Below are 24,390 nucleotides of genomic sequence, written 5' to 3'. Positions count from 1 at the left end.
GATCCTGTCTAAAACGTGAAAACAACAATGCCCGGAAATCCGGCGTTTAAAGCTACTGCGCTTGGTAATACTGCGTTGAACGGCAACTCGAAATGCTCATTGACTAAAGTCAACTCCGCTTTCTCGCTACCGTTCGCCTTGTCTTACCTGCGCTCGTGACGCTTTAAGACGCCGGATTGTACCGGGCCTTGGTAGAAAAAATCAGCCTTGGACTAACTCACAATGAGTCCTTCCTGCGCCTCATATGCCAGACGTACCGGGGCAAACGAGCGCCGGTGAATCGGGGTCGGGCCCAAGCGTGCCAGGGCTTCCAGATGAACGGGCGTCGGGTAGCCTTTGTGTCCGCCGATGCCGTAACCGGGGTAAATCAATTCGAAAGCAGCCATTTCACGGTCACGACTGACCTTGGCCAGGATCGATGCCGCAGCGATGGCCGGCACCTTGCTATCACCCTTGACCACCGCTTCGGAGCGCATCGGCAATTTCGGGCAACGGTTCCCGTCAATCATCGCCAGTTTCGGCTGGATGTGCAGCCCGGCGACCGCGCGCTGCATGGCCAGCATGGTGGCGTGAAGGATGTTCAGCTCGTCGATTTCTTCGACTTCCGCGCGGGCAATGCACCAGCTCAGGGCTTTTTCGCAGATTTCGTCGTAGAGCTTTTCGCGGCGGGCCTCGGTGAGTTTCTTCGAGTCGTTGAGCCCGAGGATCGGACGGTTCGGATCAAGAATCACCGCAGCCGTGACCACCGCGCCACAGAGCGGTCCACGTCCGACTTCATCGACTCCGGCTACCAATTCTTCAACCTCCGCGACCAAGGTGAAATCCAGCCCCATTTGCATACTTTTTTTACTCATTTTACCGGGTCGATCAGGTTCAGCACTGCATCCGCAGCCTGATTGGAGGCATCCAGACGAAGGGTCCGGTGAATTTCATCAAAACCGCGGGTTTGCTCTTCGCCACCCTCGATCAGCGGCGACAGGGTTTGGGCCAGCGCTTCCACCGTGGCATCGTCCTGCAACAACTCGGGCACCAACAAGCGCTGGGCCAGCAGGTTCGGCAAGGACACGTAGGGACTTTTCACCATGCGCTTGAGAATCCAGAACGTCAGCGGTGCCAGGCGATAGGCAACCACCATCGGCCGCTTGTACAACAAGGCTTCAAGCGTTGCTGTACCGGAGGCAATCAGCACGGCATTGCATGCCGCCAACGCCAGATGGGACTTGCCGTCGAGCAAGGTCAGCGGCAAATCGCGACCGGCCAACAGCTCTTCCAGCTGCGCCCGGCGCTGTGGGTTGGCGCAAGGCACTACAAACCGCACACCGGGGCGCAGTGCCCGTAGGCGCTGGGCCGTATCAAGAAACAAGGCACCGAGACGGCCGACTTCGCCGCCACGACTGCCGGGCATCAGCGCAACCAACGGCCCGTCAGGCAATCCCAGTTCGGCCCGCGCAGCAGCACGGTCGGCTTCCAGCGGAATGGCATCGGCCAAGGTATGCCCGACAAACCGCACCGGCACGCCTTTCTCTTCGTAGAATTTCGCTTCGAACGGGAACAGCGTGAGCATCAGGTCGCAACCTTCGCGAATCTTCAGCACGCGCTTCTGCCGCCACGCCCAGACCGACGGGCTGACGTAATGCACGGTCTTGATCCCGGCCTGACGCAGCTTGAGTTCGATATTGAGGTTGAAGTCCGGGGCGTCGATACCGATGAATACGTCCGGCTTCGCGGCGATCAGGTCGGCCACCAGCTTTTTGCGCCGCGCCAGCAATTCACGCAAGCGGCCCAGCACTTCCACCAGGCCCATGACCGACAGGCGTTCCATGGGGAAATAGGACGTCAGGCCCTCGGCCTGCATCAATGGGCCGCCGACACCGATGAACTCGACCGCCGGATGGCGCGCCTTGAGCGCACGCATCAGGCCCGCGCCCAGAATGTCGCCGGAAGCCTCGCCCGCCACCAGCGCAATACGCAGATTGGCCATGATTAGCGGGTGATGCCGCGGGTCGAGGACTGTATGGAATCGCGGAACACCGCCACTTCAGGGAACTGGGCAGAGGATTCGGCCAATTCGGCGAGCGCCTGCTCAACCGTCAGCCCCTGGCGATACACCACCTTGTAGGCACGACGCAGGGCGTGGATCGCGTCTTCGCTGAAACCGCGACGGCGCATGCCTTCGAAGTTCATGCTGCGGGCTTCGGCCGGGTTGCCGAATACCGTGACATAGGCCGGGACGTCCTTGCCAATGGCGGTACCCATGCCGGAAAAGCTGTGGGCGCCGATGTGGCAATACTGGTGAACCAGGGTGAAACCGGACAGGATCGCCCAGTCTTCCACATGCACATGGCCGGCCAGCGCCGTGTTGTTGACCAGGATGCAGTGGTTGCCGATGACACTGTCGTGACCGATGTGGGCGTAGGCCATGATCAAGTTGTGATCGCCCAGGGTCGTTTCCGAACGATCCTGAATGGTCCCACGATGAATCGTCACGCCTTCGCGGATGACGTTGTGATCACCGATCACCAGGCGGGTTTCCTCGCCTTTGTATTTCAGATCGGGCGTGTCCTCACCTACCGAGGAAAACTGGTAGATACGGTTGTGCTTCCCGATTCGGGTCGGGCCTTTGAGAATAACGTGCGGCCCGATTACCGTGCCCTCGCCGATTTCCACACCTGCGCCGACGATCGACCAAGGGCCGACCTCGACACCGTCAGCCAGGACGGCTTTCGGATCGATGATTGCGCGAGGGTCGATCAAACTCATAGTTTGCGTTCCGCGCAGATGATTTCAGCAGAGCAGACCGGCTTGCCATCGACCGAAGCCTGGCACTCGAACTTCCAGATCTGACGCTTGCAGCTGATGAACTTGGCTTCAAGAATCAACTGATCGCCCGGCAGTACAGGCTGGCGGAAGCGCAGCTTGTCGGAGCCGACGAAGTAATAAAGGGTGCCGTCGGCCGGTTTCACGTCGAGCATTTTGAAACCAAGGATCCCGGCAGCCTGAGCCATCGCTTCGATGATCAGTACGCCCGGCATGATTGGATGCGCAGGAAAGTGACCATTGAAGAACGGTTCGTTGATGCTGACATTCTTGTAGGCGCGAATGCGCTTGCCTTCCACGTCCAGATCCACGACCCGGTCCACCAGCAGGAACGGGTAACGGTGAGGCAGGTATTCGCGAATCTCGTTGATGTCCATCATTTCGGGGGGAAGCCTATGTAAAGATTGGGAGCGCGCGACTGACGCACACTCCGCTAGCAAATCAAGGACGCAGTCTAGCGGCTGTGCACACTTGATATGGAAATGGTATCAGCCATCTGATGAAGCATTACCGCCAGGGGTCACTTCCCCTGCTTGCTTTTCCAGCTGTCGCAGACGCCGCGCGATGTCATCGAGCTGACGAATACGTGCCGCGCTTTTGCGCCATTCGGCGGCTGGCTGCATCGCCGTACCGGAGGAATAGGCACCCGGCTCGGTGATCGAGTGGGTCACCATGGTCATCCCGGTGATGAACACGTTGTCGCAAATATCGATATGCCCCACCAGCCCTACGCCACCGGCGAGCATGCAATGCTTGCCGATCTTGGTGCTGCCGGAGATACCCACGCACGCCGCCATGGCGGTGTGATCACCTACCTGGACGTTGTGGGCGATCTGAATCTGGTTGTCGAGCTTCACGCCATTACCAATGATGGTATCGGCCAGCGCACCGCGGTCGATGGCGGTGTTCACGCCAATTTCCACATCGTCGCCGACCAGCACGCCACCGATCTGGGCGATTTTTTGCCAGATGCCTTTCTCGTTGGCAAAGCCAAAACCTTCACCACCAAGTACCGCACCGGACTGAATCACCACCCGTTTACCGACGCGCACGTCGTGATACAGCGTGACGCGCGGGGCCAGCCAGCCACCCTCGCCAACGACGCTACGGGCACCGATGAAGCAATGCGCACCCACGGTCGTACCGGCAGCAATATGCGCCCCGCTTTCGATCACCGCAAATGCACCGATACTCGCCGCCGGGTCGACTACCGCATCCGCTGCAATCACAGCCGTCGGGTGCACACCGGCTACCGCCTTGGGCTTGGGATCGAACAGGTGGGAAATACGCGCGTATGCTGCGTAAGGATCAGGCACCACCAATGCATCGCCGGCAAAACCTTCGGCGTCAGCGGCCTTGAGCAACAGCCCTGCCGCCTGGCTGCCTGCCAGGTACTTGCGGTATTGGGGGTTTGCGAGAAAGCTCAACTGAGTTGGGCCAGCCTCCTGCAAGGTGGCTAGCCCGGTAATTGCTTTCTCCGGGTCGCCACGTAGCGTGGCGCCGAGGAACTCGGCCAGCTGGCCGAGCTTAATGGTCACGGTCATGGATTACTTCAGCTGATTCATGCGCTCGATAACCTGGCGCGTGATGTCGTACTGAGGCTTGACATCAATCACTGCACCACGCTCGAAGACCAGGTCAAAAGCACCTTTCTTGATGACTTCTTCCACAGCGCTGTCCAGTTTCGGCTTGAGCTGCTTCAGCATTTCACGGTCGGCAACGGCTTTGGCTTCGTTCAGTTCCTTGGACTGGAACTGGAAGTCACGCGCCTTTTGCTTGAACTCAAGCTCCAGACGCTCACGCTCGCCTTGCTGCATTTTGTCGCCACCGGCCATCAGGCGATCCTGGATGCCCTTGGCGCTGCTTTCCAGAGTCTTGAGCTTGCTCAGCTGTGGACCGAACTTCTTCTCGGCATCCACGGCGTACTTCTTGGCCGCATCGGATTCCAGCAGGGCCATCTGATAGTTCAGAACGGCGATTTTCATGTCGGCAAATGCCGGACCTGCAACCAGTACGGAAGCCAGGAGAACCAATTGAGTCAACTTACGCACGATGCACTCCTACAAAATCCATTGTCGTTATCTTGGGGCAGACGCTTAGAACGTCTGACCGAGGGAGAATTGGAACACTTGAGTTTCAGCGTCATCCGGTTTCTTGACTGGCATGGCCAACGCAAAACTCAGAGGACCCAGTGCGGTGACCCAGGTCACACCCACACCGACGGAACTGGCCATATTGCTCAGACTGATGTCGTTGCACTTGGTGTTGGACTTCGTGCCATCGGCGTTCACAGTATCAGAGCACGATGAGTCGAATACGTTACCCACATCCCAGAATACCGAAGTGCGCAGGGAACGCTGATCCTTGACGAATGGCAGAGGGAACAGAACTTCCACACCACCCTGGATCAGCACGTTACCACCGAACGGCAGCGGATCCTGGTCCGGGTCGAGCGCAGTGCCAGGGTTCTTGCCGGTACTTGGCGTACTGCGAGGACCCAAAGTGCTGTCCTTGAAGCCACGAACCGAGTTGAAACCACCAGCATAGTAGTTTTCATAGAATGGCAAGCCATCGGTCGAACCATAACCATCGCCATAACCCAGTTCGGTATGCAGGCGCATGGTGTAGCTGTCGCTCAGTGGTTGGAACAACTGACCGCGGTAGTCGAGCTTGAAGAACGACAGGTCGCTGCCCGGCGTCGTGGTTTCCAGCACGAGGCTCTGGGAATGGCCACGGGTCGCCAGTACGCCTTTGTTCAAGGTCGACTCGGACCAACCGGCCGACGCCTTGAAGTTCAGGTACTTGTCGCCTTCCTTGTTAACGAAGTCGAAAATCTCGTCAACGGTATACACACCGGTCTTGATCTCGTCCTGCTGGGCCGTCAGGCCGAAGGTCAGGCGCGAAGTCTCGCTGATCGGGTAGCCGACGCTCACGCCTGCACCCAGGCTATCCACGGCATAGCTGGCCACGTCGACGTCAAGATCGTCGTAGTCAGTTGTACGGTAGAAGGCGTTGTAACCCAGGCTCACGCCATCGGCAGTCCAGTAGGGGTCGACATAACCGAAGTTGTAGCGACTCTGGTATTCACTGCGGGTCAAGCCGAGGCTGACCTTGTTACCGGTACCCAGGAAGTTGTTCTGGGTGATCGAACCACCGAGGATCAGGCCCGCGCTCTGGGCGAAACCGACGCTGGCGGTAATCGAACCGGAAGCCTGTTCTTCAACGCTGTAGTTGACGTCCACCTGGTCATCGACACCCGGTACAGCCGGGGTTTCAACGTTGACTTCCTTGAAGAAGCCCAGGCGTTCCAAACGGGTCTTGGACTGGTCGATCAGGTAAGTCGACGCCCAGCCACCTTCCATCTGGCGCATTTCACGGCGCAGCACTTCGTCTTCCGACTTGGTGTTGCCACGGAAGTTGATGCGGTTCACGTAGGCGCGCTTGCCTGGATCGACAGCGAAAGTGATGTCTACCGTGTGGTCGTCATCGTGGGGCTGAGGTACGCCGTTGACGTTGGCGAAGGTGTAACCCTCGTTACCCAGGCGACGGGTGATCAGCTCGGAGGTGGTGGTCATCAGCTTGCGCGAGAACACCTGGCCTTTCTGCACCAGCAGCAGGGACTTGACCTGGTCTTCAGGGACTTTCAGGTCACCGCTGAGCTTCACGTCACGAACGGTGTACTTGTCACCTTCGTTGATGTTGACGGTGATGTAGACGTGCTTCTTGTCCGGGGTGATGGACACCTGGGTCGAAGCGATGTCCATGTTGATGTAGCCGCGGTCCAGGTAGTAGGAACGCAGGCGCTCCAGGTCACCGGAGAGTTTTTCACGGGCGTACTTGTCATCGTTCTTGAAGAACGACAGCCAGTTGGTGGTCTTGAGTTCGAACAGGTCGATCAGGTCTTCATCAGGGAAGACCGTGTTGCCTACCACGTTGATGTGCTGGATAGCTGCAACGGTGCCTTCGTTGATGTTGACCTTCAGACCAACGCGGTTGCGCGGTTGCGGCACCACTTCAGTGTCGACGGTAGCCGAGTAGCGGCCCTGGGCGACGTACTGGCGTTGCAGTTCGTTACGCACACCTTCGAGGGTGGCGCGCTGGAAGATCTCGCCTTCGGCCAGGCCGGATTGCTTGAGGCCCTTCATCAGGTCTTCAGTGGAGATCGCCTTGTTGCCTTCGATCTCGATACTGGCAACCGACGGACGTTCGACTACCGTAATGACCAGGACGTTGCCATCGCGGCCCAGCTGGATATCTTGAAAGAACCCGGTTTTGAACAGCGCACGAGTGGATTCCACCAGGCGTCGATCATCCGCCTGTTCACCGACGTTCAACGGCAAAGCACCAAAGACGCTACCCGCGGAGACCCGCTGGAGGCCATTGACGCGAATATCAGAGATAGTGAAGGACTCGGCGTGAACTTCGGCGATCATCAATACGGTGAGAACCGCAGTTAGCAGCAGACGTTTCATGAAGTCCTTTCTTATTCCAACTGGCAATAAACAAACTGCCGCAAAATGCGGCAGGTTCGCAATTCAGCGAAGCGTTACAGTCGACCCAGATCATTGACCAGAGCAAGCAACATCACCCCAATCACCAAACTGATGCCGATCTGTATCCCCCAACCTTGCACCCGATCCGACAAGGGACGACCACGCGCCCACTCGATCAGATAAAACAACAAATGCCCCCCATCCAGCACAGGAATGGGCAGCAAATTCAGAACACCCAGGCTAATACTCAGATAAGCAAGGAAATTCAGGAAATCAGCGACGCCCGACTGGGCCGAAGCGCCCGCCACTTTAGCAATGGTTATCGGTCCACTCAAGTTTTTTACCGAGAGCTCACCGAACAACATTTTCTTCAGCGAATCGAGGGTCAGCAGGCTCATCGTCCAGGTGCGTCGAGCCCCCTCCCCCACGGCGGCCAACGGCCCATAACTGACTTCGCGAATCATCTCCGGCGGCCAATCGACCGCTTTTACGCCCGCGCCAAGGTAACCAGTGGGGGCCTTGCTTTCGCCACGGGCAGCCAACATCACAGGAACGTCGATTTGAGCAGCGTCACGCTCGACCCGCAGCATGATCTTGGTATCAGGATGCATACGGACCGTATCGACGACCTGTTGCCAGTCATCCACCGCCTTGCCGTCCACCGCCAACAGCCGGTCACCGGTCTTCAGGCCAGCCGCCTGGGCCGGGCCTTTGGGATCCAGCTCAGCCAACACGGGTGGCAATGCCGGACGCCATGGACGAATACCCAGCGAACGAATCGGATCCGGCTCATCAGCACCCTTGAGCCACTTGTCCAGCACCAGCTCACGAGGCGAATCCACCGTGGATCCCTGCTCACGAACCAGCAATTGCAGGGAACCGCTTTCACCCAGGCGACGAACCAGTTGCAGATTGACCGCAGCCCAACCGGAAGTGGGTTCGCCGTCGATGGCAATGATTTCCTGGCCTGCGCCCAGGCCTGCCCTGGCAGCAAGGCTGCCGGACTCGACAGCGCCAATGACCGGGCGGACCTGCTCGGTACCGAGCATCGCCAACGCCCAGAAAAACACCATCGCCAACAAAAAGTTGGCAATCGGCCCTGCCGCCACGATCGCAATGCGCTGGCGCACCGATTTACGGTTGAAGGATTGATCGAGCTGATCGGCCGGCACTTCGCCTTCACGCTCGTCGAGCATTTTCACGTAGCCGCCCAACGGAATGGCAGCCACCACGAATTCAGTACCCTGCTTGTCGTGCCAGCGCAGCAGCGGCATGCCAAAGCCTACGGAGAAACGCAGCACCTTGACCCCACAGCGACGCGCGACCCAGAAATGGCCGAACTCGTGGAAGGTAACCAGCACACCCAGAGCGACCAGGGTGCCGACAATCATATAGAGCGCGCTCATCTATTTTCTCCGCATTCCTAATCCAGTCCTGCATGGGCCGGCGCATGGCAACACTTACCGCCCGTGACGACTCAACCACTGCTCGGCCAGTACACGCGCCTTGGCGTCCGCCGTGAACACCGCCTCTAGATCATTCACTACAACCACAGGCTCGAGATTGAGTACTTCTTCGATGATACTCGCGATTTCCAGGTATCGAACCCGTCCGTCGAGAAAGGCCGCCACAGCGACTTCATTTGCCGCATTCAACATCGCCGGAGCGCTGTTGCCCGCCTCGGCGGCGTGACGAGCCAGGCGCAGGCACGGGAATCGATCTTCATCGGGGGCCTGGAAGTCCAGGCGCGCGACTGCAAACAAGTCCAGCGGCGGCACGCCTGAGTCTATTCGCTCGGGCCAGGCCAGTGCATTGGCGATCGGCGTGCGCATGTCCGGATTGCCCAACTGGGCCAATACCGAGCCATCGATGTAGTCGACCAGCGAATGAATCACACTTTGCGGGTGAATCACCACTTCAACCTGGGACGGCTTGGCATCGAACAGCCAGCAGGCCTCGATCAATTCAAGCCCTTTATTCATCATGCTGGCCGAATCGACCGAGATCTTGCGCCCCATGGACCAGTTAGGGTGGGCACAGGCCTGCTCGGGCGAAACATGCGCCAGCTCAGCCATGGGTGTCTGCCGGAACGGACCGCCAGAGGCGGTCAGCAGGATCCGGCGCACGCCGACCGAATCCAGGCCACGGGCAAAATCCCGGGGCATGCACTGGAAAATCGCGTTGTGCTCACTGTCGATCGGCAGCAATACCGACCCGCTTTTGCGCACAGCCTGCATGAACAACGCGCCGGACATGACCAGCGCTTCCTTGTTGGCCAGGAGGATCTTCTTGCCGGCCTCAACGGCCGCCAGGGTCGGACGCAAGCCCGCTGCGCCGACGATGGCCGCCATGACCGCATCGACCTCAGGGGCGGCAGCCACCTGGCACAGCCCCTCCTCCCCCACCAGAACCCGAGTCGACAGGCCTGCAGCGCGCAGATCATCCTGCAAGCAGCGGGCAGCAGCGGGCTCAGGCACCACTGCAAACTGTGGGGCGTGACGCACGCACAGCGCCAGCAGCTCGCTCAGGCGGCTGAAACCGCTCAAGGCGAAGACTTGATAGCGCTCAGGGTGTCGGGCGATGACATCCAGGGTGCTCAAGCCGATCGAGCCCGTGGCCCCCAGGACAGTTATCTGTTGAGGGCGGCTCACGGTGCAGCCATCCACAACAGCACCGCAAACACCGGGATCGCCGCGGTCAGGCTATCGATGCGGTCCAGCACGCCGCCATGCCCCGGCAGCAGATTACTGCTGTCCTTGATCCCGGACTGGCGCTTGAACATGCTTTCGGTGAGATCACCCACCACCGAGACGAATACGATCAGCGCAGCGCCGATCAAGCCCTTGAACAATTGCGCCACCGTCCAGTCACGCACCAGGGCAACCAGGGTGGTGATCACCAGGCTCAAGGCCAGGCCGCCGTACACGCCTTCCCAGCTTTTGCCCGGGCTGACCTGCGGCGCCAGCTTGCGCTTGCCGAAAGCACGCCCGGAAAAATAAGCACCGATATCGGCACCCCAAACCAGCACCATCACCGCCATGATCAGCCAGTTACCCAGCGGGTACTGCTTGATCTGTACCAGGCCTTGCCAGGCCGGCAAAAGGATCAACAGGCCGATCACCAGCTTGCAGGCGGCGCTTGCCCAATGCTCGCTGGAGCGTGGGTAGGTCAGCACCAGATAGGTCGCCACCGCCCACCAGATCACCGAAGCACCCAACACCCATGGCGCGAGGCCAGGCAGGATGTACATGACGAACAGCATCAATGCGACGACGGCGGCATAGCCGGCACGAAACGCTTGAGCAGTGAAACCGGCCAGGCGCGCCCATTCCCAGGCACCCAGGGTCACGACCAGGCCGATGAACAGCGCAAAAGCGGAACCCTCCAGCAGAAAAAACCCGCACAGGGCAATCGGCAGCAGGATCAGCGCGGTGATGATTCGTTGTTTAAGCATTAAACCCGGGCTCCAGCCTCGACCTGCTCGCTCGTTTTACCGAAGCGGCGCTGGCGAGATGCGAAATCGGCCAGCGCATTGCGCATGGCATCGTGTTTGAAGTCCGGCCAGAACAGGTCGGAGAAGTACAACTCGGCGTAGGCCAGTTGCCACAGCAGGAAGTTACTGATGCGATGTTCGCCACCGGTACGGATGCACAAATCCGGCAACGGCAGGTCGCCGGTGACCAGACAGGTTTGCAGCAGCTCAGGGGTGATATCTTCCGGCCGCAGATGCCCGGCCTGGACTTCACGCGCCAGGCGTTGTGCGGCTTGTGCGATATCCCACTGACCGCCGTAGTTGGCGGCGATCTGGAGGACGAAGCGATTGGCGCCGGCCGTCATGGCCTCGGCTTCACGCATGGCAGCCTGCAGTTCGGGGTGGAAGCGCGAGCGATCGCCAATGATGCGCAAGCTGATGTTGTTGTCATTGAGGCGCTTGGCCTCTCGACGCAATGCCTTGAAGAACAGATCCATCAAGGCACTCACTTCATCGGCTGGACGTTGCCAGTTCTCACTGGAGAACGCGAACAGGGTCAGCACCTCGACCCCCGCCTCAGCGCACACCTCGATGACCGCGCGCACCGCATCCACACCCGCTTTATGCCCGGCGACACCCGGCATAAAGCGTTTTTTCGCCCAGCGATTATTACCATCCATGATGATCGCGACATGGCGCGGCACCGTGGACGGTGCAACCTGCTTAGTCTTTTCCATGAAAACGCGACCCTTATACGGCCATCAGGTCTTTTTCTTTCTGCGCCAGGTTCGCATCGATTTGAGCCACGTACTTCTTGGTCAGATCATCGATTTCGCCAGTTGCGCGACGCTCTTCGTCTTCGCTGATTTCCTTTTCCTTGACCAGATCCTTGAGCTGGCTGTTGGCATCGCGACGGATGTTGCGCACGGCAACCCGGGCATCCTCAGCCACGTCACGCGCCTGCTTGGTGAAGCCCTTGCGGGTTTCCTCGGTCAGGGCCGGCATGGAGATCAGCAGCAACTCGCCCAGGTTGGTCGGGTTCAGGTTCAGGCCGGCACTGCCAATGGCCTTGTCCACGGCGCCCAGCATGTTGCGCTCAAAGGCAACGACTTGCAGGGTACGGGCGTCCTTGACGGTGATGTTCGCCACTTGCTTGATCGGGGTATCGGCACCGTAGTACGGAACCATCACACCTTCCAGGATGCTTGGGTGCGCCTGGCCGGTACGGATACGACCGAAGTTGTGCGCCAGCGATTCCACGGACTTCTGCATGCGCTCTTGAGCGTCTTTCTTGATTTCGTTGATCATTGTTGGCCTTCCTCGATCAGGGTCCCTTCAGCGCCACCATGCACGATGTTCAGCAGGGCGCCGGGCTTGTTCATGTTAAATACGCGCAACGGCATCTTGTGGTCGCGGCACAGGCAAATGGCCGTCAGATCCATCACGCCCAGCTTGCGATCCAGTACTTCATCGTAGGTCAGATGATCGAACTTCTCGGCATGCGGGTCCTTGAATGGGTCAGCGGTGTAGACGCCATCGACCTTGGTTGCCTTGAGCACGACATCGGCGTCGATTTCAATTGCACGCAGGCAGGCAGCCGAATCCGTGGTGAAGAACGGGTTACCGGTGCCGGCCGCGAAAATCACCACATCCTTGGAATTCAGGTGGCGCATGGCCTTGCGGCGATCGTAGTGATCGGTCACGCCGACCATGGAGATGGCCGACATCACGATGGCCGAGATATTGGCACGTTCCAGCGCATCGCGCATGGCCAAGGCGTTCATCACAGTGGCCAGCATGCCCATGTGGTCGCCCGTAACCCGATCCATGCCGGCCTTGCTCAGCGCTTCGCCGCGGAACAGGTTGCCGCCGCCGATCACCAGACCGACCTGGACACCGATGCCAACCAGTTGGCCGACTTCCAGCGCCATGCGATCCAGAACTTTCGGATCGATCCCGAACTCTTCCGAGCCCATCAGGGCCTCGCCGCTAAGCTTGAGTAGAATGCGTTTATAGCGAGCCTGATAACCACTGCCCTGCTGAGCCATTGCGAATCTCTCCTGCGGCGTATTTTAAAAATTCTTTGCGAGCTGTTTTCAGCTGGCGTTCACTCTAGCGTGGCGCTGCTTCAGCGCCATCGGAACATGGCTTTGTAAGCCAGTTCCAAACGGAAACCAATAAAAATTGGCAACCCATCTGAAAAGAGGCTGCGCGCGTGAGCGGGCAGCCTCTTCAGGGCGACAGTTAAAAAACCGTCTTATTGCTTGGCGGCAGCCAGCTGTGCAGCAACTTCTTCAGCGAAGTTGTCTACTGGCTTCTCGATGCCTTCGCCAACCTTGAAGTAGGTGAAGGAAACGATTTCAGCGCCGGCTTTCTTGGCCAGGGCGCCTACGGTAACTTCCGGGTTCATGACGAAAGCCTGCTCAACCAGGCTGGCTTCGGCCAGGAACTTGGTGATACGACCAGCAATCATCTTCTCGACGATTTCAGCTGGCTTGCCTTTCATCTTGTCTTCGTTCAAGGACAGGAAAACGCCCTTTTCACGTTCGATGGCTTCTGGCGAAACCTGCGATGGCAGCAGGAACTCAGGGTTGCTTGCAGCCACGTGCATGGCGATCTCTTTGGCCAGCTGAACATCGCCGCCCTTGAGAACAACAGCAACACCGATCTTGTTACCGTGCAGGTAAGTACCGACCACGTCACCTTCAACGCGAACCAGGCGACGGATGTTGACGTTTTCGCCAACTTTGGCCACCAGGGCTTCACGAGCCGATTCCTGAGCGGCGATCAGCGGAGCTGCGTCGGTCAGTTTTTCGGCGAAGGCTTTTTCTACGCTGGCAGCAACGAAGTTCTTGAAGTCGTCTTGCAGGGCCAGGAAGTCGGTCTGCGAGTTCACTTCCAGCAGTACGGCGGACTTGTCGTCAGCCTTGATGGCGATGGCGCCTTCAGCGGCAACGTTGCCCGCTTTCTTGGCAGCCTTGATGGCGCCCGAAGCACGCATGTCATCAATGGCTTTTTCGATGTCGCCGCCAGCCTTGGTCAAGGCCTTTTTGCAGTCCATCATGCCTTCGCCGGTACGCTCGCGCAGTTCTTTGACCAACGCTGCAGTAATCTCTGCCATTTCAAAATTCCTCTTGGATAGGTTATCAACCATTCCACCCGATCGAACGGGCGTTCAATTCTTCCCGAACCACCCTTGTTAGCTGCCGCACGTTACAGATAGAGCAGTGGGCGCCGACAAACGGTTTTCGAGGTGGCAAAAAGGGGGCCAAGCCCCCTTTTTGCTTACTGAGTCAACGCCAGGGCGTCAATTACTCAGCTGCAGCTGCCGGAGCTTCTTCAACGAAAACTTCGGTGCCGCCAGCAACGTTGTTGCGACCACGGATAACAGCGTCAGCCATCGAACCCATGTACAGCTGGATAGCGCGGATTGCGTCATCGTTGCCTGGGATGATGTAGTCAACGCCTTCCGGGCTGCTGTTGGTATCGACTACGCCGATAACCGGGATGCCCAGCTTGTTGGCTTCGGTGATCGCGATGCGCTCGTGATCAACGTCGATAACGAACAGAGCGTCTGGCAGACCGCCCATGTCCTTGATACCACCCAGGGAACGATCCAGCTTTTCCAGGTCACGGGAGCGCATCAGCGCTTCTTTCTTGGTCAGCTTGGCGAAAGTACCGTCTTCGGCTTGTACTTCAAGGTCACGCAGACGCTTGATGGAAGCACGGATGGTCTTGAAGTTGGTCAGCATGCCGCCCAACCAGCGGTGATCGACGTACGGCGAACCGCAACGTGCTGCTTCTTCAGCAACGATCTTGCCAGCGGAACGCTTGGTGCCGACGAACAGAATCTTGTTTTTGCCCTGGGCCAGGCGCTCTACGAAAGTCAGAGCTTCGTTGAACATTGGCAGGGTTTTTTCAAGGTTGATGATGTGGATCTTGTTACGCGCGCCGAAAATGTATTTACCCATTTTCGGGTTCCAGTAACGGGTCTGGTGACCGAAGTGCACACCGGCCTTCAGCATATCGCGCATGTTGACTTGGGACATGATAGTTCCTTAATAAGTCGGGTTTGGCCTCCACGTATCCCAATGACCAACCACCAGCATTTCGCTTGCGGCACCCAGGTCATCGTGTCGACACGTGTGTGGATTTAAGCTTTTCGGGGCATCCCCGGAAAGCGGCGCATTTTATACCACAGGGCAGGAAAAAACGGAACCCGGATTCTGAAATCGAGGCAAACGCACGCCACCATCCCTTGGAATCGGCCCGGAATGCGCCATTCTATAGAGAGAAGCGATCTACGGAGCCGCGGATTTGCGCTGATCGTCTGTTAGAATCGCGTTTTTCAGGGCTGCGAAGATCGATCGCGCAACGCCCTTTTCGTTTAGAAAGCGCCATCGAGCGCAGAGAGAGCCTGTATGACCGTCACCCTCAAAACCCCCGAGGACATCGCAAAAATGCGCATCGCCGGAAAACTGGCCGCCGATGTGCTGGAAATGATTGCCGAATATGTCAAGCCGGGCGTCACCACCGATCAACTCAACCAGATCTGTCACGACTATATCGTCAACGAACAGAAGGCCATCCCTGCCCCGCTGAACTACAAGGGCTACCCGAAGTCAATCTGCACCTCGATCAACCATGTGGTCTGCCACGGCATCCCGAACGACAAGCCGCTCAAGGATGGCGATACCCTGAACATCGACGTCACGGTCATCAAGGACGGCTACCACGGCGACACCAGCCGCATGTTCCACGTCGGCACGGTGCCGGTCTGGGCCGAGCGCCTGTCGCAAGTGACCCAGGAATGCATGTACAAGGCAATCGAGATCGTCAAGCCCGGCTGCCGCCTGGGCGACATCGGTGAAATCATCCAGAAGCACGCCGAGAAAAACGGCTTTTCGGTGGTTCGCGAGTTCTGCGGCCACGGCATCGGCAAGGTGTTCCATGAAGAGCCGCAGATCCTGCATTACGGCCGTGCCGGCACCGGCATGGAACTGAAGGCCGGCATGACCTTCACCATCGAGCCGATGATCAACCAGGGCCGCGCCGACACCAAGGTGCTGGGCGATGGCTGGACCGCGATCACCAAGGACCGCAAGCTGTCGGCCCAGTGGGAACACACCCTGCTGGTGACCGAAACCGGCTACGAGATCTTCACCCTGCGCAGCGATGACACCATCCCCCGCGTTTCGGCCTGATCCCGTCACCGTACCCAGCCTATAGAAAGGAAAGCAATCGATGCCGCAGGTGGATCCCGAACTCTTCGATCGTGGCCAGTTCCAGGCTGAACTGGCCCTGAAGGCCAGCCCGATCGCGGCCTTCAAGAAGGCGATCCGCCAGGCTCGCGAAGTGCTCGACGGGCGCTTTCGCAGCGGCCGGGACATTCGCCGCCTGATCGAGGACCGCGCCTGGTTCGTCGACAACATCCTGCAAAAGGCCTGGGAGCAATTCAACTGGAGCGAGGACGCCGACATCGCGCTGGTCGCGGTCGGCGGCTACGGTCGTGGCGAATTGCATCCTTATTCCGATATCGACCTGCTGATCCTGCTGGACAGTGCGGATCACGAGGTTTTCCGTGATCCCATCGAGCGTTTCCTGACCCTGCTGTGGGACATCGGCCTGGAAGTCGGCCAGAGCGTTCGCTCGGTTGACGAGTGCGCCGAGGAAGCCCGCGCCGACCTGACGGTCGTGACCAACCTGATGGAAAGCCGCACCATCACCGGTCCCGAACACCTGCGCCAGCGCATGCTGGATGTCACCAGCACCGCGCACATGTGGCCGAGCAAGGACTTCTTCCTGGCCAAGCGCGCCGAGCAGAAAGCCCGGCACCACAAGTACAACGACACCGAATACAACCTGGAACCCAACGTCAAGGGCTCGCCCGGCGGACTGCGGGATATCCAGACGATTCTCTGGGTGGCCCGTCGCGAGTACGGCACCCTGAACCTGCGGGCACTGGCCGGCGAAGGTTTCCTGGTCGAAAGCGAGAACGCCCTGCTGGCCTCCTCCCAGGAGTTCTTGTGGAAGGTGCGCTACGCGCTGCACATGCTCGCCGGTCGCTCCGAAGACCGCCTGCTGTTCGATCACCAGCGCACCATTGCCGGGCTGCTGGGATTCCAGGGCGACGACGCCAAGCAAGCCGTCGAAAACTTCATGCAGCAGTATTTCCGCGTGGTCATGAGCATTGCCCAGCTCAGCGACCTGATCATCCAGCACTTCGAGGAAGTCATCCTCGCGCCGGAGGATGCCGCGCCGCCACAACCGGTCAACTCGCGATTCCAGCTGCACGACGGCTACATCGAGGCGCGCAACGACAACGTGTTCCGCCGCACGCCGTTCGCCATGCTCGAGATCTTCGTGCTGATGGCCCAGCAACCGGAAATCAAGGGTGTGCGCGCCGACACCATTCGTCTGTTGCGCGAAAATCGGCACCTGATCAACGACGACTTCCGCAACGACATACGCAACACCAGCCTGTTCATCGAGCTGTTCAAGTGCAAGATCGGCATCCACCGCAACCTGCGCCGGATGAACCGCTACGGCATTCTCGGGCGTTATCTACCGGAATTCGGATTCATCGTCGGCCAGATGCAGCACGACCTGTTCCACATCTATACGGTTGACGCCCACACCCTGAACCTGATCAAGCACCTGCGTAAGCTGCAGTACACCCAGGTCTCGGAAAAATTCCCGCTGGCCAGCAAGCTCATGGCCAAGCTGCCCAAGCCTGAACTGATCTACCTGGCCGGCCTGTACCACGACATCGGCAAGGGCCGGCATGGCGATCACTCGGAAATTGGCGCGGTGGACGCCGAGGCCTTCTGCCAGCGCCATCAACTGCCGGTGTGGGACAGCCGCCTGATCGTCTGGCTGGTGCAAAACCACTTGGTAATGTCGACCACGGCCCAGCGCAAGGATTTGTCCGACCCGCAGGTGATCCATGATTTCGCCCAGACCGTGGGCGATGAAACCCGCCTCGACTACCTGTATGTGCTGACGGTCGCCGACATCAACGCCACCAACCCGACGCTGTGGAACTCCTGGCGGGCCAGCCTGCTGCGCCAGCTCTACACCGAAACCAAGCGCGCCCTGCGTCGCGGCCTGGAAAACCCGGTGGACCGCGAAGAGCAGATCCGCCAGACCCAGAGCGCCGCGCTGGACATCCTGGTGCGCGGTGGCACCGACCCGGACGACGTCGAGCAATTGTGGGCGCAATTGGGGGATGACTACTTCCTGCGCCACACCGCCGGCGACGTCGCCTGGCACAGCGATGCGATCCTCCAGCAGCCGGCCGACGGCGGGCCGCTGGTGCTGATCAAGGAAACCACCCAACGCGAGTTCGAGGGCGGCACGCAGATCTTCATCTACGCACCGGACCAGCACGATTTCTTCGCCGTGACCGTGGCCGCGATGGACCAGCTCAACCTGAACATCCATGACGCCCGGGTCATCACCTCCAGCAGCCAGTTCACCCTCGACACCTACATCGTGCTCGACACCGACGGCGACTCGATCGGCGATAATCCGGCACGGGTCAAGCAGATCCGTGACGGCCTGACCGAAGCCCTGCGTAATCCGGACGACTACCCGACGATCATCCAGCGTCGGGTGCCGCGCCAGCTCAAGCATTTCGCCTTTGCACCACAGGTGACGATCCACAACGACGCCCAGCGTCCGGTGACCGTGCTGGAACTGACCGCCCCCGACCGCCCAGGCCTGCTGGCGCGAGTCGGGACGATCTTCCTGGAGTTCGACCTGTCGCTGCAGAACGCCAAGATCGCCACCCTCGGCGAACGCGTGGAAGACGTGTTCTTCATCACCGACGCGAACAACCAGCCGCTGTCCGACCCGTTGCTGTGCAGTCGTTTGCAGGACGCAATCGTGGAACAATTGAGCGTCAACCAGGAACCCGATATCAAACTGTCGCGCATCAGTATCTGAATCAACAATGGCCCGCCCTTCTGTAGGAGCGAGCTTGCTCGCGAAAAACTCGCAAACGCCGCGTTGAACCAGCATGAGCGCATTATCGTTAACGACCATCGCGAGCATGCTCGCTCCTACACCGAACGAGATTCATCAATGAACAACGCTTTGTCGCAGCTCCAGCCCTACCCGTTCGAGAAACTCCGCGCCCTGCTCGGCAGCGTCACGCCCAACCCGGACAAGCGCCCTATCGCGCTGTCGATCGGCGAACCGAAACACCGTTCGCCGAGCTTCGTTGCCGAAGCGCTGGCCAGTAATCTGGAAAAGATGGCGGTGTACCCGACCACACTCGGTATCCCGGAGCTGCGCGAGGCCATCGCTGCCTGGTGTGAACGTCGTTTCAACGTTCCGAACGGCTGGATCGACCCGGCGCGCAACGTGCTGCCGGTCAACGGCACCCGTGAAGCGCTGTTCGCCTTCACCCAGACCGTGGTCAACCGTGGCGACGACGCGCTGGTGGTCAGCCCGAACCCCTTCTATCAGATCTACGAAGGCGCCGCGTTCCTCGCCGGGGCCAAGCCGCACTACCTGCCGTGCCTGGATGAAAACGGCTTCAACCCGGATTTCGATGCCGTTTCCCCGGACATCTGGAAACGCTGCCAGATCCTGTTCCTGTGCTCGCCGGGTAACCCGACCGGCGCGCTGATCCCGGCCGAGACCCTGAAAAAGCTGATCGCCCTGGCTGATGAATACGACTTCGTGATCGCTGCGGACGAGTGCTACAGCGAACTGTACTTCGACGAACAAACCCCACCGCCAGGCCTGCTCAGCGCTTGCGCGGAACTGGGTCGCCAGGATTTCAAGCGCTGCGTGGTATTCCACAGCCTGTCCAAGCGCTCCAACCTGCCGGGCCTGCGTTCCGGTTTTGTTGCCGGTGACGCGGATATCCTCAAGGGCTTCCTGCTCTATCGCACCTACCACGGCTGCGCGATGCCGGTTCAGACCCAGCTGGCCAGCGTTGCTGCGTGGAACGACGAAGTGCATGTGCGCGCCAACCGTGCGCTGTATCGCGAGAAGTTCGACGCCGTACTGGAAATCCTCAGCCCGGTTCTGGACGTACAACGCCCCGATGGCAGTTTCTACCTGTGGCCGAATGTGGCCGGTGACGACGCCGCCTTCTGCCGCGACCTGTTCGAGCAGGAGCATGTGACCGTGGTGCCAGGCTCCTACCTGTCACGGGATGTCGATGGCGTCAATCCGGGTGCCGGGCGTGTGCGCATGGCGCTGGTTGCGCCGCTGGCCGAGTGTGTTGAAGCTGCAGAGCGGATTCGTGCGTTTATTACTGCAAAAAAATAAGCAAGAGCGTCCCGCCCTGTGCAATGCAGCGGCGGGATCTTAATTCTGGGTTAGTTACCGCGACTTGAAAATTTCCAAACATATACCGCAGACCACATAACAGCCTTTTATTGCTCACCATCCAAAGCCACGCAACATAAAGAACAAAACTAACACTTCACCCCCCATCATCACAGCGATAGTATTTTCGCCACACTCAACCAGCATAAGATCCTGGGCAACCTTGCAAAACATAAAAACTCAACAATCGCTAAATCATCATTTCGGATATCACTCGCATGGACTCGGAAACACTGGATATTTGTGGAGGCCTTCCACCTGTTGACATCGAAGCCAACTATGACACTTCGATAGAAGGCAAAAACAGCGGCGGCAATATGCGCATCAAACGCGCCTTTGGCACTCCATCTCTGTATTGGCCCCAGCACAGCACTTTGAAAATAGCTTTTCTATTCAAAAACAAACGATTCCAGGAAATATTTAAATCGGCAGTCGAACAGTGGACCCCCCACATCAACCTGAAGATAGAGTACGTCACCGACCCTACACAGGCGCAGATAAGAGTAGCCGACCAAAGTGAAGACCCGGGAAACTGGTCGCGCATTGGAGCAGACGCCCTGAATGCTCCCGCTGATGAAGCAACCATGCAACTTGATTTGCGCCAAGCGCACAATATAGACACATGGATTTCTTATATATTGCACGAGTTCGGTCACGCTCTCGGCCTGCAGCACGAGCATCAACATCCTGATGCCAACATCGACTGGAATACATCCGCCGTATACCGAATCTGTAAAGAAAAAAATGGCTGGTCAAAAGAGATGACACACTTCAATATCTTTAAGAAGCTTAAAAATATTGAAGCACTGGGTCCATACGATCAGTCATCAATCATGCATTACGGATTTTGCAAGGCAGTGATCTGGAAAGGTGAAGCCATCACCAAGACCTGGACACTTTCGGAAAAAGACAAACAACTTATATCCAGCATTTACCCTCCAACATAGAAAGGGTAAATAACAACGGCCGGCGTTCTAACCAACCTCTCCCAGGTTCGCCTCACTCAAATCCAGCTCACCTAACACCTCACGCAACACATCATCACCAATCTGGTGATTACCGCTGAGCTTGTACAACTCCAGGCGCTGCGCCCGCAGCGCCCGGAGCCGTAAACGTCGCTCCAGCAAATCCATCTGAAGAGCCAGAGCCTGGGCTTCCACCGAATCGTTGAACACCTCGAGCTGGTGCCGATACTCGGACATGATCCGCGCCTTCAGCTCAATGGCCAGCGCAGCCTGGGCCGCATCCTGCGGGGTGACCTCTTCAACTTCGAGCGCATGAATCGCCGCCTGCGCGGTTTTACGCCAGGCATCACGCACTTCATTACGGCGCTTGTCGTCCGGGCTTTTCCCTATGCCACGCAGCAGCAACGGCAAGGCCACGCACGCAGCGATCAACGACAGCAGGATCACCCCGGCGGCAATGAAGATCAACAGGTCCCGTTCGGGAAATGCGTCGGCCCCCATCAGCATCGGCACCGACATCACACCGGCCAGCGTTACCGCCCCGCGCACGCCACCCACGGTCAGCAACCAGCAGGAACGTGCACTTGGCACCCGAGTGATCTCATCCTTGCCACGCCAGCGCCGCAGCAAAATGGACAGGCGCCAGATGCTCTGCACCCAGACGAACCGCAGCACCAGCAGCACCAGGAAAATCGCCAGCACATCGACGCAGCGATAGAGCAGCGTCGGCCACAGCGAGGCTTCATGACTGGCCACGGCCTTGATGATGTCCGGCAACTGCAAGCCCAGCAGCAGAAAAATCAAGCCATTGAAGGCGAACTCCAGCAATGACCAGACGCTGCGATTGAGCAGCCGCGTATTGGTCTGGCGCGGCAGCAGATCGAGCCAGCTTTGCATCATCCCCGCTGCTACCGCCGACAGGATGCCCGACGCACCTACGCGCTCGGCGAGCACGTAGGCGGCGAACGGCAGCAACAACATGAAGACGACGTGGGTGGCCGGGTCATCCCAGCCGCGGGCAATCATCCAGGAGCGCAGGCGCCCCACCAGCCAGCTCAAGGCCACGCCGATGGCCAGGCCACCGACCGCCACCAGGACAAAGGTGACACTGGCGTTGGCCAGCGAAAACGCCCCGGTCACAGCGGCCACAAGGGCGAACTTGAACGTCACCAGACCCGAGGCATCGTTCATCAAGGCCTCACCCTGCAGGATGTGCATCAAGGGCGTCGGCAAGCGATTCTGGGAGATCGCCGACACCGCCACGGCGTCCGTGGGCGACAGCACCGCAGCCAGCGCAAAGGCCACCGGCAGTGGGATACTCGGCAGCAACCAGTGAATGAAATACCCGGCGCCGACCACGGTAAACAGCACCAGGCCGACCGCCAGGGTCAGGATCGGTCCGCGAAGTCGCCAGAACTCTCGCTTGGGCATGCGCCAGCCGTCGGAAAACAACAGTGGCGGCAGGAACAGAAACAGAAACAATTCAGGGTCCAGTGCCACATGCAAGCCCAGGGTCGGCCAGGCCAGCAAGGCGCCTGCGGCAATTTGCACCAACGGCAAAGGCAGCGGGATCACCCGTCCGAGCAGGCGCGAAACGCCCACCAGCATCAACAGGATCAGGACGGTGTAGGCGGTTTGCATAAAACGGGATTCCCGGACAATCGACAGCATTGAAGTGCCATATTAGCTGCTTAGACTGTGCGTGACCCTTGCACCAATGTCGCACGCCGCCACGCCATGAGCCCCGGTGTCATGCCATGGCACAAAGACAAACCTGACCACAGCCGCCGCGAAACCGTCCGGTCATGGCATAATCCGGCACCTTTTATTTCCGACACCTGTAAAGGGGGCGATTCCTTGACCGTTTCAAGTAAAACGTTGCACCTTTTCGGCATCAAAGCCTGCGACACCATGAAAAAGGCGCGCACCTGGCTCGATGAACACGCTGTCAGCCATGACTTTCATGATTACAAAGCGGTCGGTATCGACCGTGAACACCTGACCCAATGGTGCAACGAGCACGGCTGGGAAGTGGTGTTGAACCGTGCAGGCACGACCTTTCGCAAGCTCGACGACGAACGCAAAGCCGATCTCGACCAGTCGAAAGCCATCGAACTGATGCTCGCACAACCTTCGATGATCAAGCGCCCGGTGCTCGATCTCGGTGACCGAACCCTGATTGGCTTCAAGCCAGATATCTACGCGGCCGCGCTCAAGTAAGCAGCCCGTTTCAATTTGCTAGAGGTATCAACATGTCCACTACCCCGTTCAGCCTGGCCTTTGGTGTCGGCACTCAAAACCGTCAAGGCGCCTGGCTGGAAGTGTTCTACGCACAGCCTTTGCTCAATCCTTCGGCCGAACTGGTCGCTGCCATTGCGCCGATCCTGGGCTACACCGAAGGCAACCAGGCCATCACTTTCACCACCGCGCAAGCTTCGCAACTGGCTGAAGCCGTAAAAGGCGTCGACGCTGCCCAGGCCGCCCTGCTGACCCGCCTGGCCGAGAGCCACAAGCCGCTGGTCGCCACCATCCTGGCCGAAGACGCACAACTGACCTCCACGCCTGAGGCTTACCTCAAGCTGCACCTGTTGTCCCATCGCCTGGTCAAGCCACACGGCCTGAACCTGGCCGGCGTGTTCCCGCTGCTGCCAAACGTGGCCTGGACCAGCCAGGGCGCCATCGACCTGTCCGAACTGGCCGAGCACCAACTCGAAGCCCGCCTGCGCGGCGAGCTGCTGGAAGTGTTCTCGGTGGACAAGTTCCCGAAAATGACCGACTACGTCGTACCGGCTGGCGTGCGTATCGCTGACGCCGCGCGCCTGCGCCTGGGTGCCTACGTGGGCGAAGGCACCACCGTGATGCACGAAGGCTTCATCAACTTCAACGCCGGCACCGAAGGCCCGGGCATGATCGAAGGCCGCGTCTCCGCTGGCGTATTCGTCGGCAAGGGTTCGGACCTGGGCGGCGGCTGCTCGACCATGGGTACCCTGTCGGGTGGCGGCAACATCGTGATCAAGGTTGGTGAAGGCTGCCTGATCGGCGCCAACGCCGGTATCGGCATCCCGTTGGGCGACCGCAACACCGTTGAGTCGGGCCTGTACGTGACGGCCGGCACCAAGGTAGCACTGCTGGACGAGAACAACGAGCTGGTCAAAATCGTGAAGGCCCGTGAACTGGCCGGCCAGACCGACCTGCTGTTCCGTCGCAATTCGCAAACCGGTGCCGTGGAATGCAAAACCCACAAATCGGCGATCGAACTGAACGAAGCGCTGCACGCTCACAACTAAGCGTCGCACGA

General features: G+C 59.1%; 22 protein-coding genes. 6 read left to right on the top strand and 16 right to left on the bottom strand.

Going from position 1 to position 24,390, the window contains the following annotated elements; all coding sequences use genetic code 11:
• Nucleotides 1-212: 212 nt before the first annotated feature.
• The 15 genes from rnhB to rpsB form a co-directional block, all read right to left on the bottom strand.
• Entirely contained in the window at nucleotides 213-839 is a 627-nt protein-coding gene (gene rnhB, locus OH720_RS05580; protein WP_272606403.1) for a ribonuclease HII, read from the bottom strand.
• An 11-nt stretch (nucleotides 840-850) separates the two neighbouring features.
• Complete coding sequence (gene lpxB, locus OH720_RS05575) at nucleotides 851-1,981, bottom strand: lipid-A-disaccharide synthase (protein ID WP_272604841.1); 1,131 nt, start codon at nucleotides 1,979-1,981, stop codon at nucleotides 851-853.
• Nucleotides 1,982-1,983: 2 nt separating this feature from the next.
• Nucleotides 1,984-2,760, bottom strand: a complete 777-nt coding sequence (gene lpxA, locus OH720_RS05570) for an acyl-ACP--UDP-N-acetylglucosamine O-acyltransferase (protein ID WP_008057322.1) — start codon at nucleotides 2,758-2,760, stop codon at nucleotides 1,984-1,986.
• Nucleotides 2,757-3,197, bottom strand: a complete 441-nt coding sequence (fabZ, locus tag OH720_RS05565; protein WP_007940511.1) for a 3-hydroxyacyl-ACP dehydratase FabZ — start codon at nucleotides 3,195-3,197, stop codon at nucleotides 2,757-2,759. The genes lpxA and fabZ overlap by 4 nt, the downstream gene beginning before the upstream one ends.
• A 108-nt stretch (nucleotides 3,198-3,305) precedes the next feature.
• Entirely contained in the window at nucleotides 3,306-4,361 is a 1,056-nt protein-coding gene (gene lpxD, locus OH720_RS05560) for a UDP-3-O-(3-hydroxymyristoyl)glucosamine N-acyltransferase (protein ID WP_008057320.1), read from the bottom strand.
• A gap of 3 nt (nucleotides 4,362-4,364) precedes the next feature.
• On the bottom strand, nucleotides 4,365-4,868 hold the full coding sequence (locus OH720_RS05555; RefSeq protein ID WP_008057318.1) for an OmpH family outer membrane protein: 504 nt from the start codon (nucleotides 4,866-4,868) through the stop codon (nucleotides 4,365-4,367).
• A gap of 45 nt (nucleotides 4,869-4,913) precedes the next feature.
• Nucleotides 4,914-7,289: an outer membrane protein assembly factor BamA gene (bamA, locus tag OH720_RS05550; protein ID WP_272604840.1), complete on the bottom strand. Its 2,376-nt coding sequence runs from the start codon at nucleotides 7,287-7,289 to the stop codon at nucleotides 4,914-4,916.
• Between the two features lie 74 nt (nucleotides 7,290-7,363).
• On the bottom strand, nucleotides 7,364-8,716 hold the full coding sequence (gene rseP / locus OH720_RS05545) for an RIP metalloprotease RseP (protein ID WP_272604839.1): 1,353 nt from the start codon (nucleotides 8,714-8,716) through the stop codon (nucleotides 7,364-7,366).
• Between the two features lie 54 nt (nucleotides 8,717-8,770).
• Entirely contained in the window at nucleotides 8,771-9,961 is a 1,191-nt protein-coding gene (ispC, locus tag OH720_RS05540) for a 1-deoxy-D-xylulose-5-phosphate reductoisomerase (protein ID WP_272604838.1), read from the bottom strand.
• Nucleotides 9,958-10,764 carry a phosphatidate cytidylyltransferase gene (locus OH720_RS05535; RefSeq protein WP_272604837.1) on the bottom strand — a complete coding sequence of 269 codons (807 nt, stop codon included), beginning with the start codon at nucleotides 10,762-10,764 and terminating at the stop codon, nucleotides 9,958-9,960. Before OH720_RS05535 ends, ispC begins: the two co-directional genes overlap by 4 nt.
• On the bottom strand, nucleotides 10,764-11,519 hold the full coding sequence (uppS, locus tag OH720_RS05530) for a polyprenyl diphosphate synthase (RefSeq protein WP_272604836.1): 756 nt from the start codon (nucleotides 11,517-11,519) through the stop codon (nucleotides 10,764-10,766). Before uppS ends, OH720_RS05535 begins: the two co-directional genes overlap by 1 nt.
• Nucleotides 11,520-11,532: 13 nt before the next feature.
• Nucleotides 11,533-12,090 (bottom strand): ribosome recycling factor, encoded by a 558-nt coding sequence (gene frr / locus OH720_RS05525; protein ID WP_008057309.1) that lies wholly within the window; start codon nucleotides 12,088-12,090, stop codon nucleotides 11,533-11,535.
• Nucleotides 12,087-12,830: a UMP kinase gene (gene pyrH, locus OH720_RS05520; RefSeq protein ID WP_003222124.1), complete on the bottom strand. Its 744-nt coding sequence runs from the start codon at nucleotides 12,828-12,830 to the stop codon at nucleotides 12,087-12,089. Before pyrH ends, frr begins: the two co-directional genes overlap by 4 nt.
• A gap of 209 nt (nucleotides 12,831-13,039) precedes the next feature.
• Nucleotides 13,040-13,903 carry a translation elongation factor Ts gene (gene tsf / locus OH720_RS05515; protein ID WP_008057308.1) on the bottom strand — a complete coding sequence of 288 codons (864 nt, stop codon included), beginning with the start codon at nucleotides 13,901-13,903 and terminating at the stop codon, nucleotides 13,040-13,042.
• A 190-nt stretch (nucleotides 13,904-14,093) separates the two neighbouring features.
• Entirely contained in the window at nucleotides 14,094-14,831 is a 738-nt protein-coding gene (gene rpsB / locus OH720_RS05510; RefSeq protein ID WP_008057307.1) for a 30S ribosomal protein S2, read from the bottom strand.
• 372 nt (nucleotides 14,832-15,203) lie between these two features.
• On the opposite strand from rpsB, the gene map reads away from it, so the two are divergent.
• The 4 genes from map to OH720_RS05490 all read left to right on the top strand — a co-directional run bounded on the left by map (nucleotide 15,204) and on the right by OH720_RS05490 (nucleotide 21,074).
• Nucleotides 15,204-15,986, top strand: coding sequence for a type I methionyl aminopeptidase (gene map, locus OH720_RS05505; protein ID WP_008057306.1), 783 nt, complete (start codon nucleotides 15,204-15,206; stop codon nucleotides 15,984-15,986).
• Between the two features lie 40 nt (nucleotides 15,987-16,026).
• Nucleotides 16,027-18,729: a [protein-PII] uridylyltransferase gene (locus tag OH720_RS05500; protein ID WP_272604835.1), complete on the top strand. Its 2,703-nt coding sequence runs from the start codon at nucleotides 16,027-16,029 to the stop codon at nucleotides 18,727-18,729.
• A 138-nt stretch (nucleotides 18,730-18,867) separates the two neighbouring features.
• A complete protein-coding gene (dapC, locus tag OH720_RS05495) occupies nucleotides 18,868-20,067 on the top strand; it encodes a succinyldiaminopimelate transaminase (protein ID WP_272604834.1) in 1,200 nt (399 codons plus the stop codon).
• Between the two features lie 278 nt (nucleotides 20,068-20,345).
• The gene (locus OH720_RS05490) at nucleotides 20,346-21,074 is read left to right on the top strand and encodes a M12 family metallopeptidase (protein ID WP_272604833.1); all 729 of its coding nucleotides are present in this window, start codon (nucleotides 20,346-20,348) and stop codon (nucleotides 21,072-21,074) included.
• A 27-nt stretch (nucleotides 21,075-21,101) separates the two neighbouring features.
• Here the strand turns inward: OH720_RS05490 and OH720_RS05485 are convergent, their stop codons facing one another.
• Entirely contained in the window at nucleotides 21,102-22,733 is a 1,632-nt protein-coding gene (locus OH720_RS05485; RefSeq protein WP_272604832.1) for a Na+/H+ antiporter, read from the bottom strand.
• A 270-nt stretch (nucleotides 22,734-23,003) separates the two neighbouring features.
• Here OH720_RS05485 and OH720_RS05480 point away from each other — a divergent pair, with 270 nt between their 5' ends.
• Both OH720_RS05480 and dapD read left to right on the top strand, forming a co-directional pair.
• Entirely contained in the window at nucleotides 23,004-23,312 is a 309-nt protein-coding gene (locus OH720_RS05480; protein WP_272606402.1) for an arsenate reductase, read from the top strand.
• Nucleotides 23,313-23,344: 32 nt separating this feature from the next.
• Nucleotides 23,345-24,379 carry a 2,3,4,5-tetrahydropyridine-2,6-dicarboxylate N-succinyltransferase gene (gene dapD, locus OH720_RS05475; RefSeq protein ID WP_272604831.1) on the top strand — a complete coding sequence of 345 codons (1,035 nt, stop codon included), beginning with the start codon at nucleotides 23,345-23,347 and terminating at the stop codon, nucleotides 24,377-24,379.
• Nucleotides 24,380-24,390 lie beyond the last annotated feature (11 nt).

The sequence above is a fragment of the Pseudomonas sp. WJP1 genome (genome assembly GCF_028471945.1).
GTDB lineage: Bacteria > Pseudomonadota > Gammaproteobacteria > Pseudomonadales > Pseudomonadaceae > Aquipseudomonas.
The sequence above is the reverse complement of the archived record's forward strand: the minus strand, read 5'-3'. Positions and strand labels throughout refer to the sequence as shown.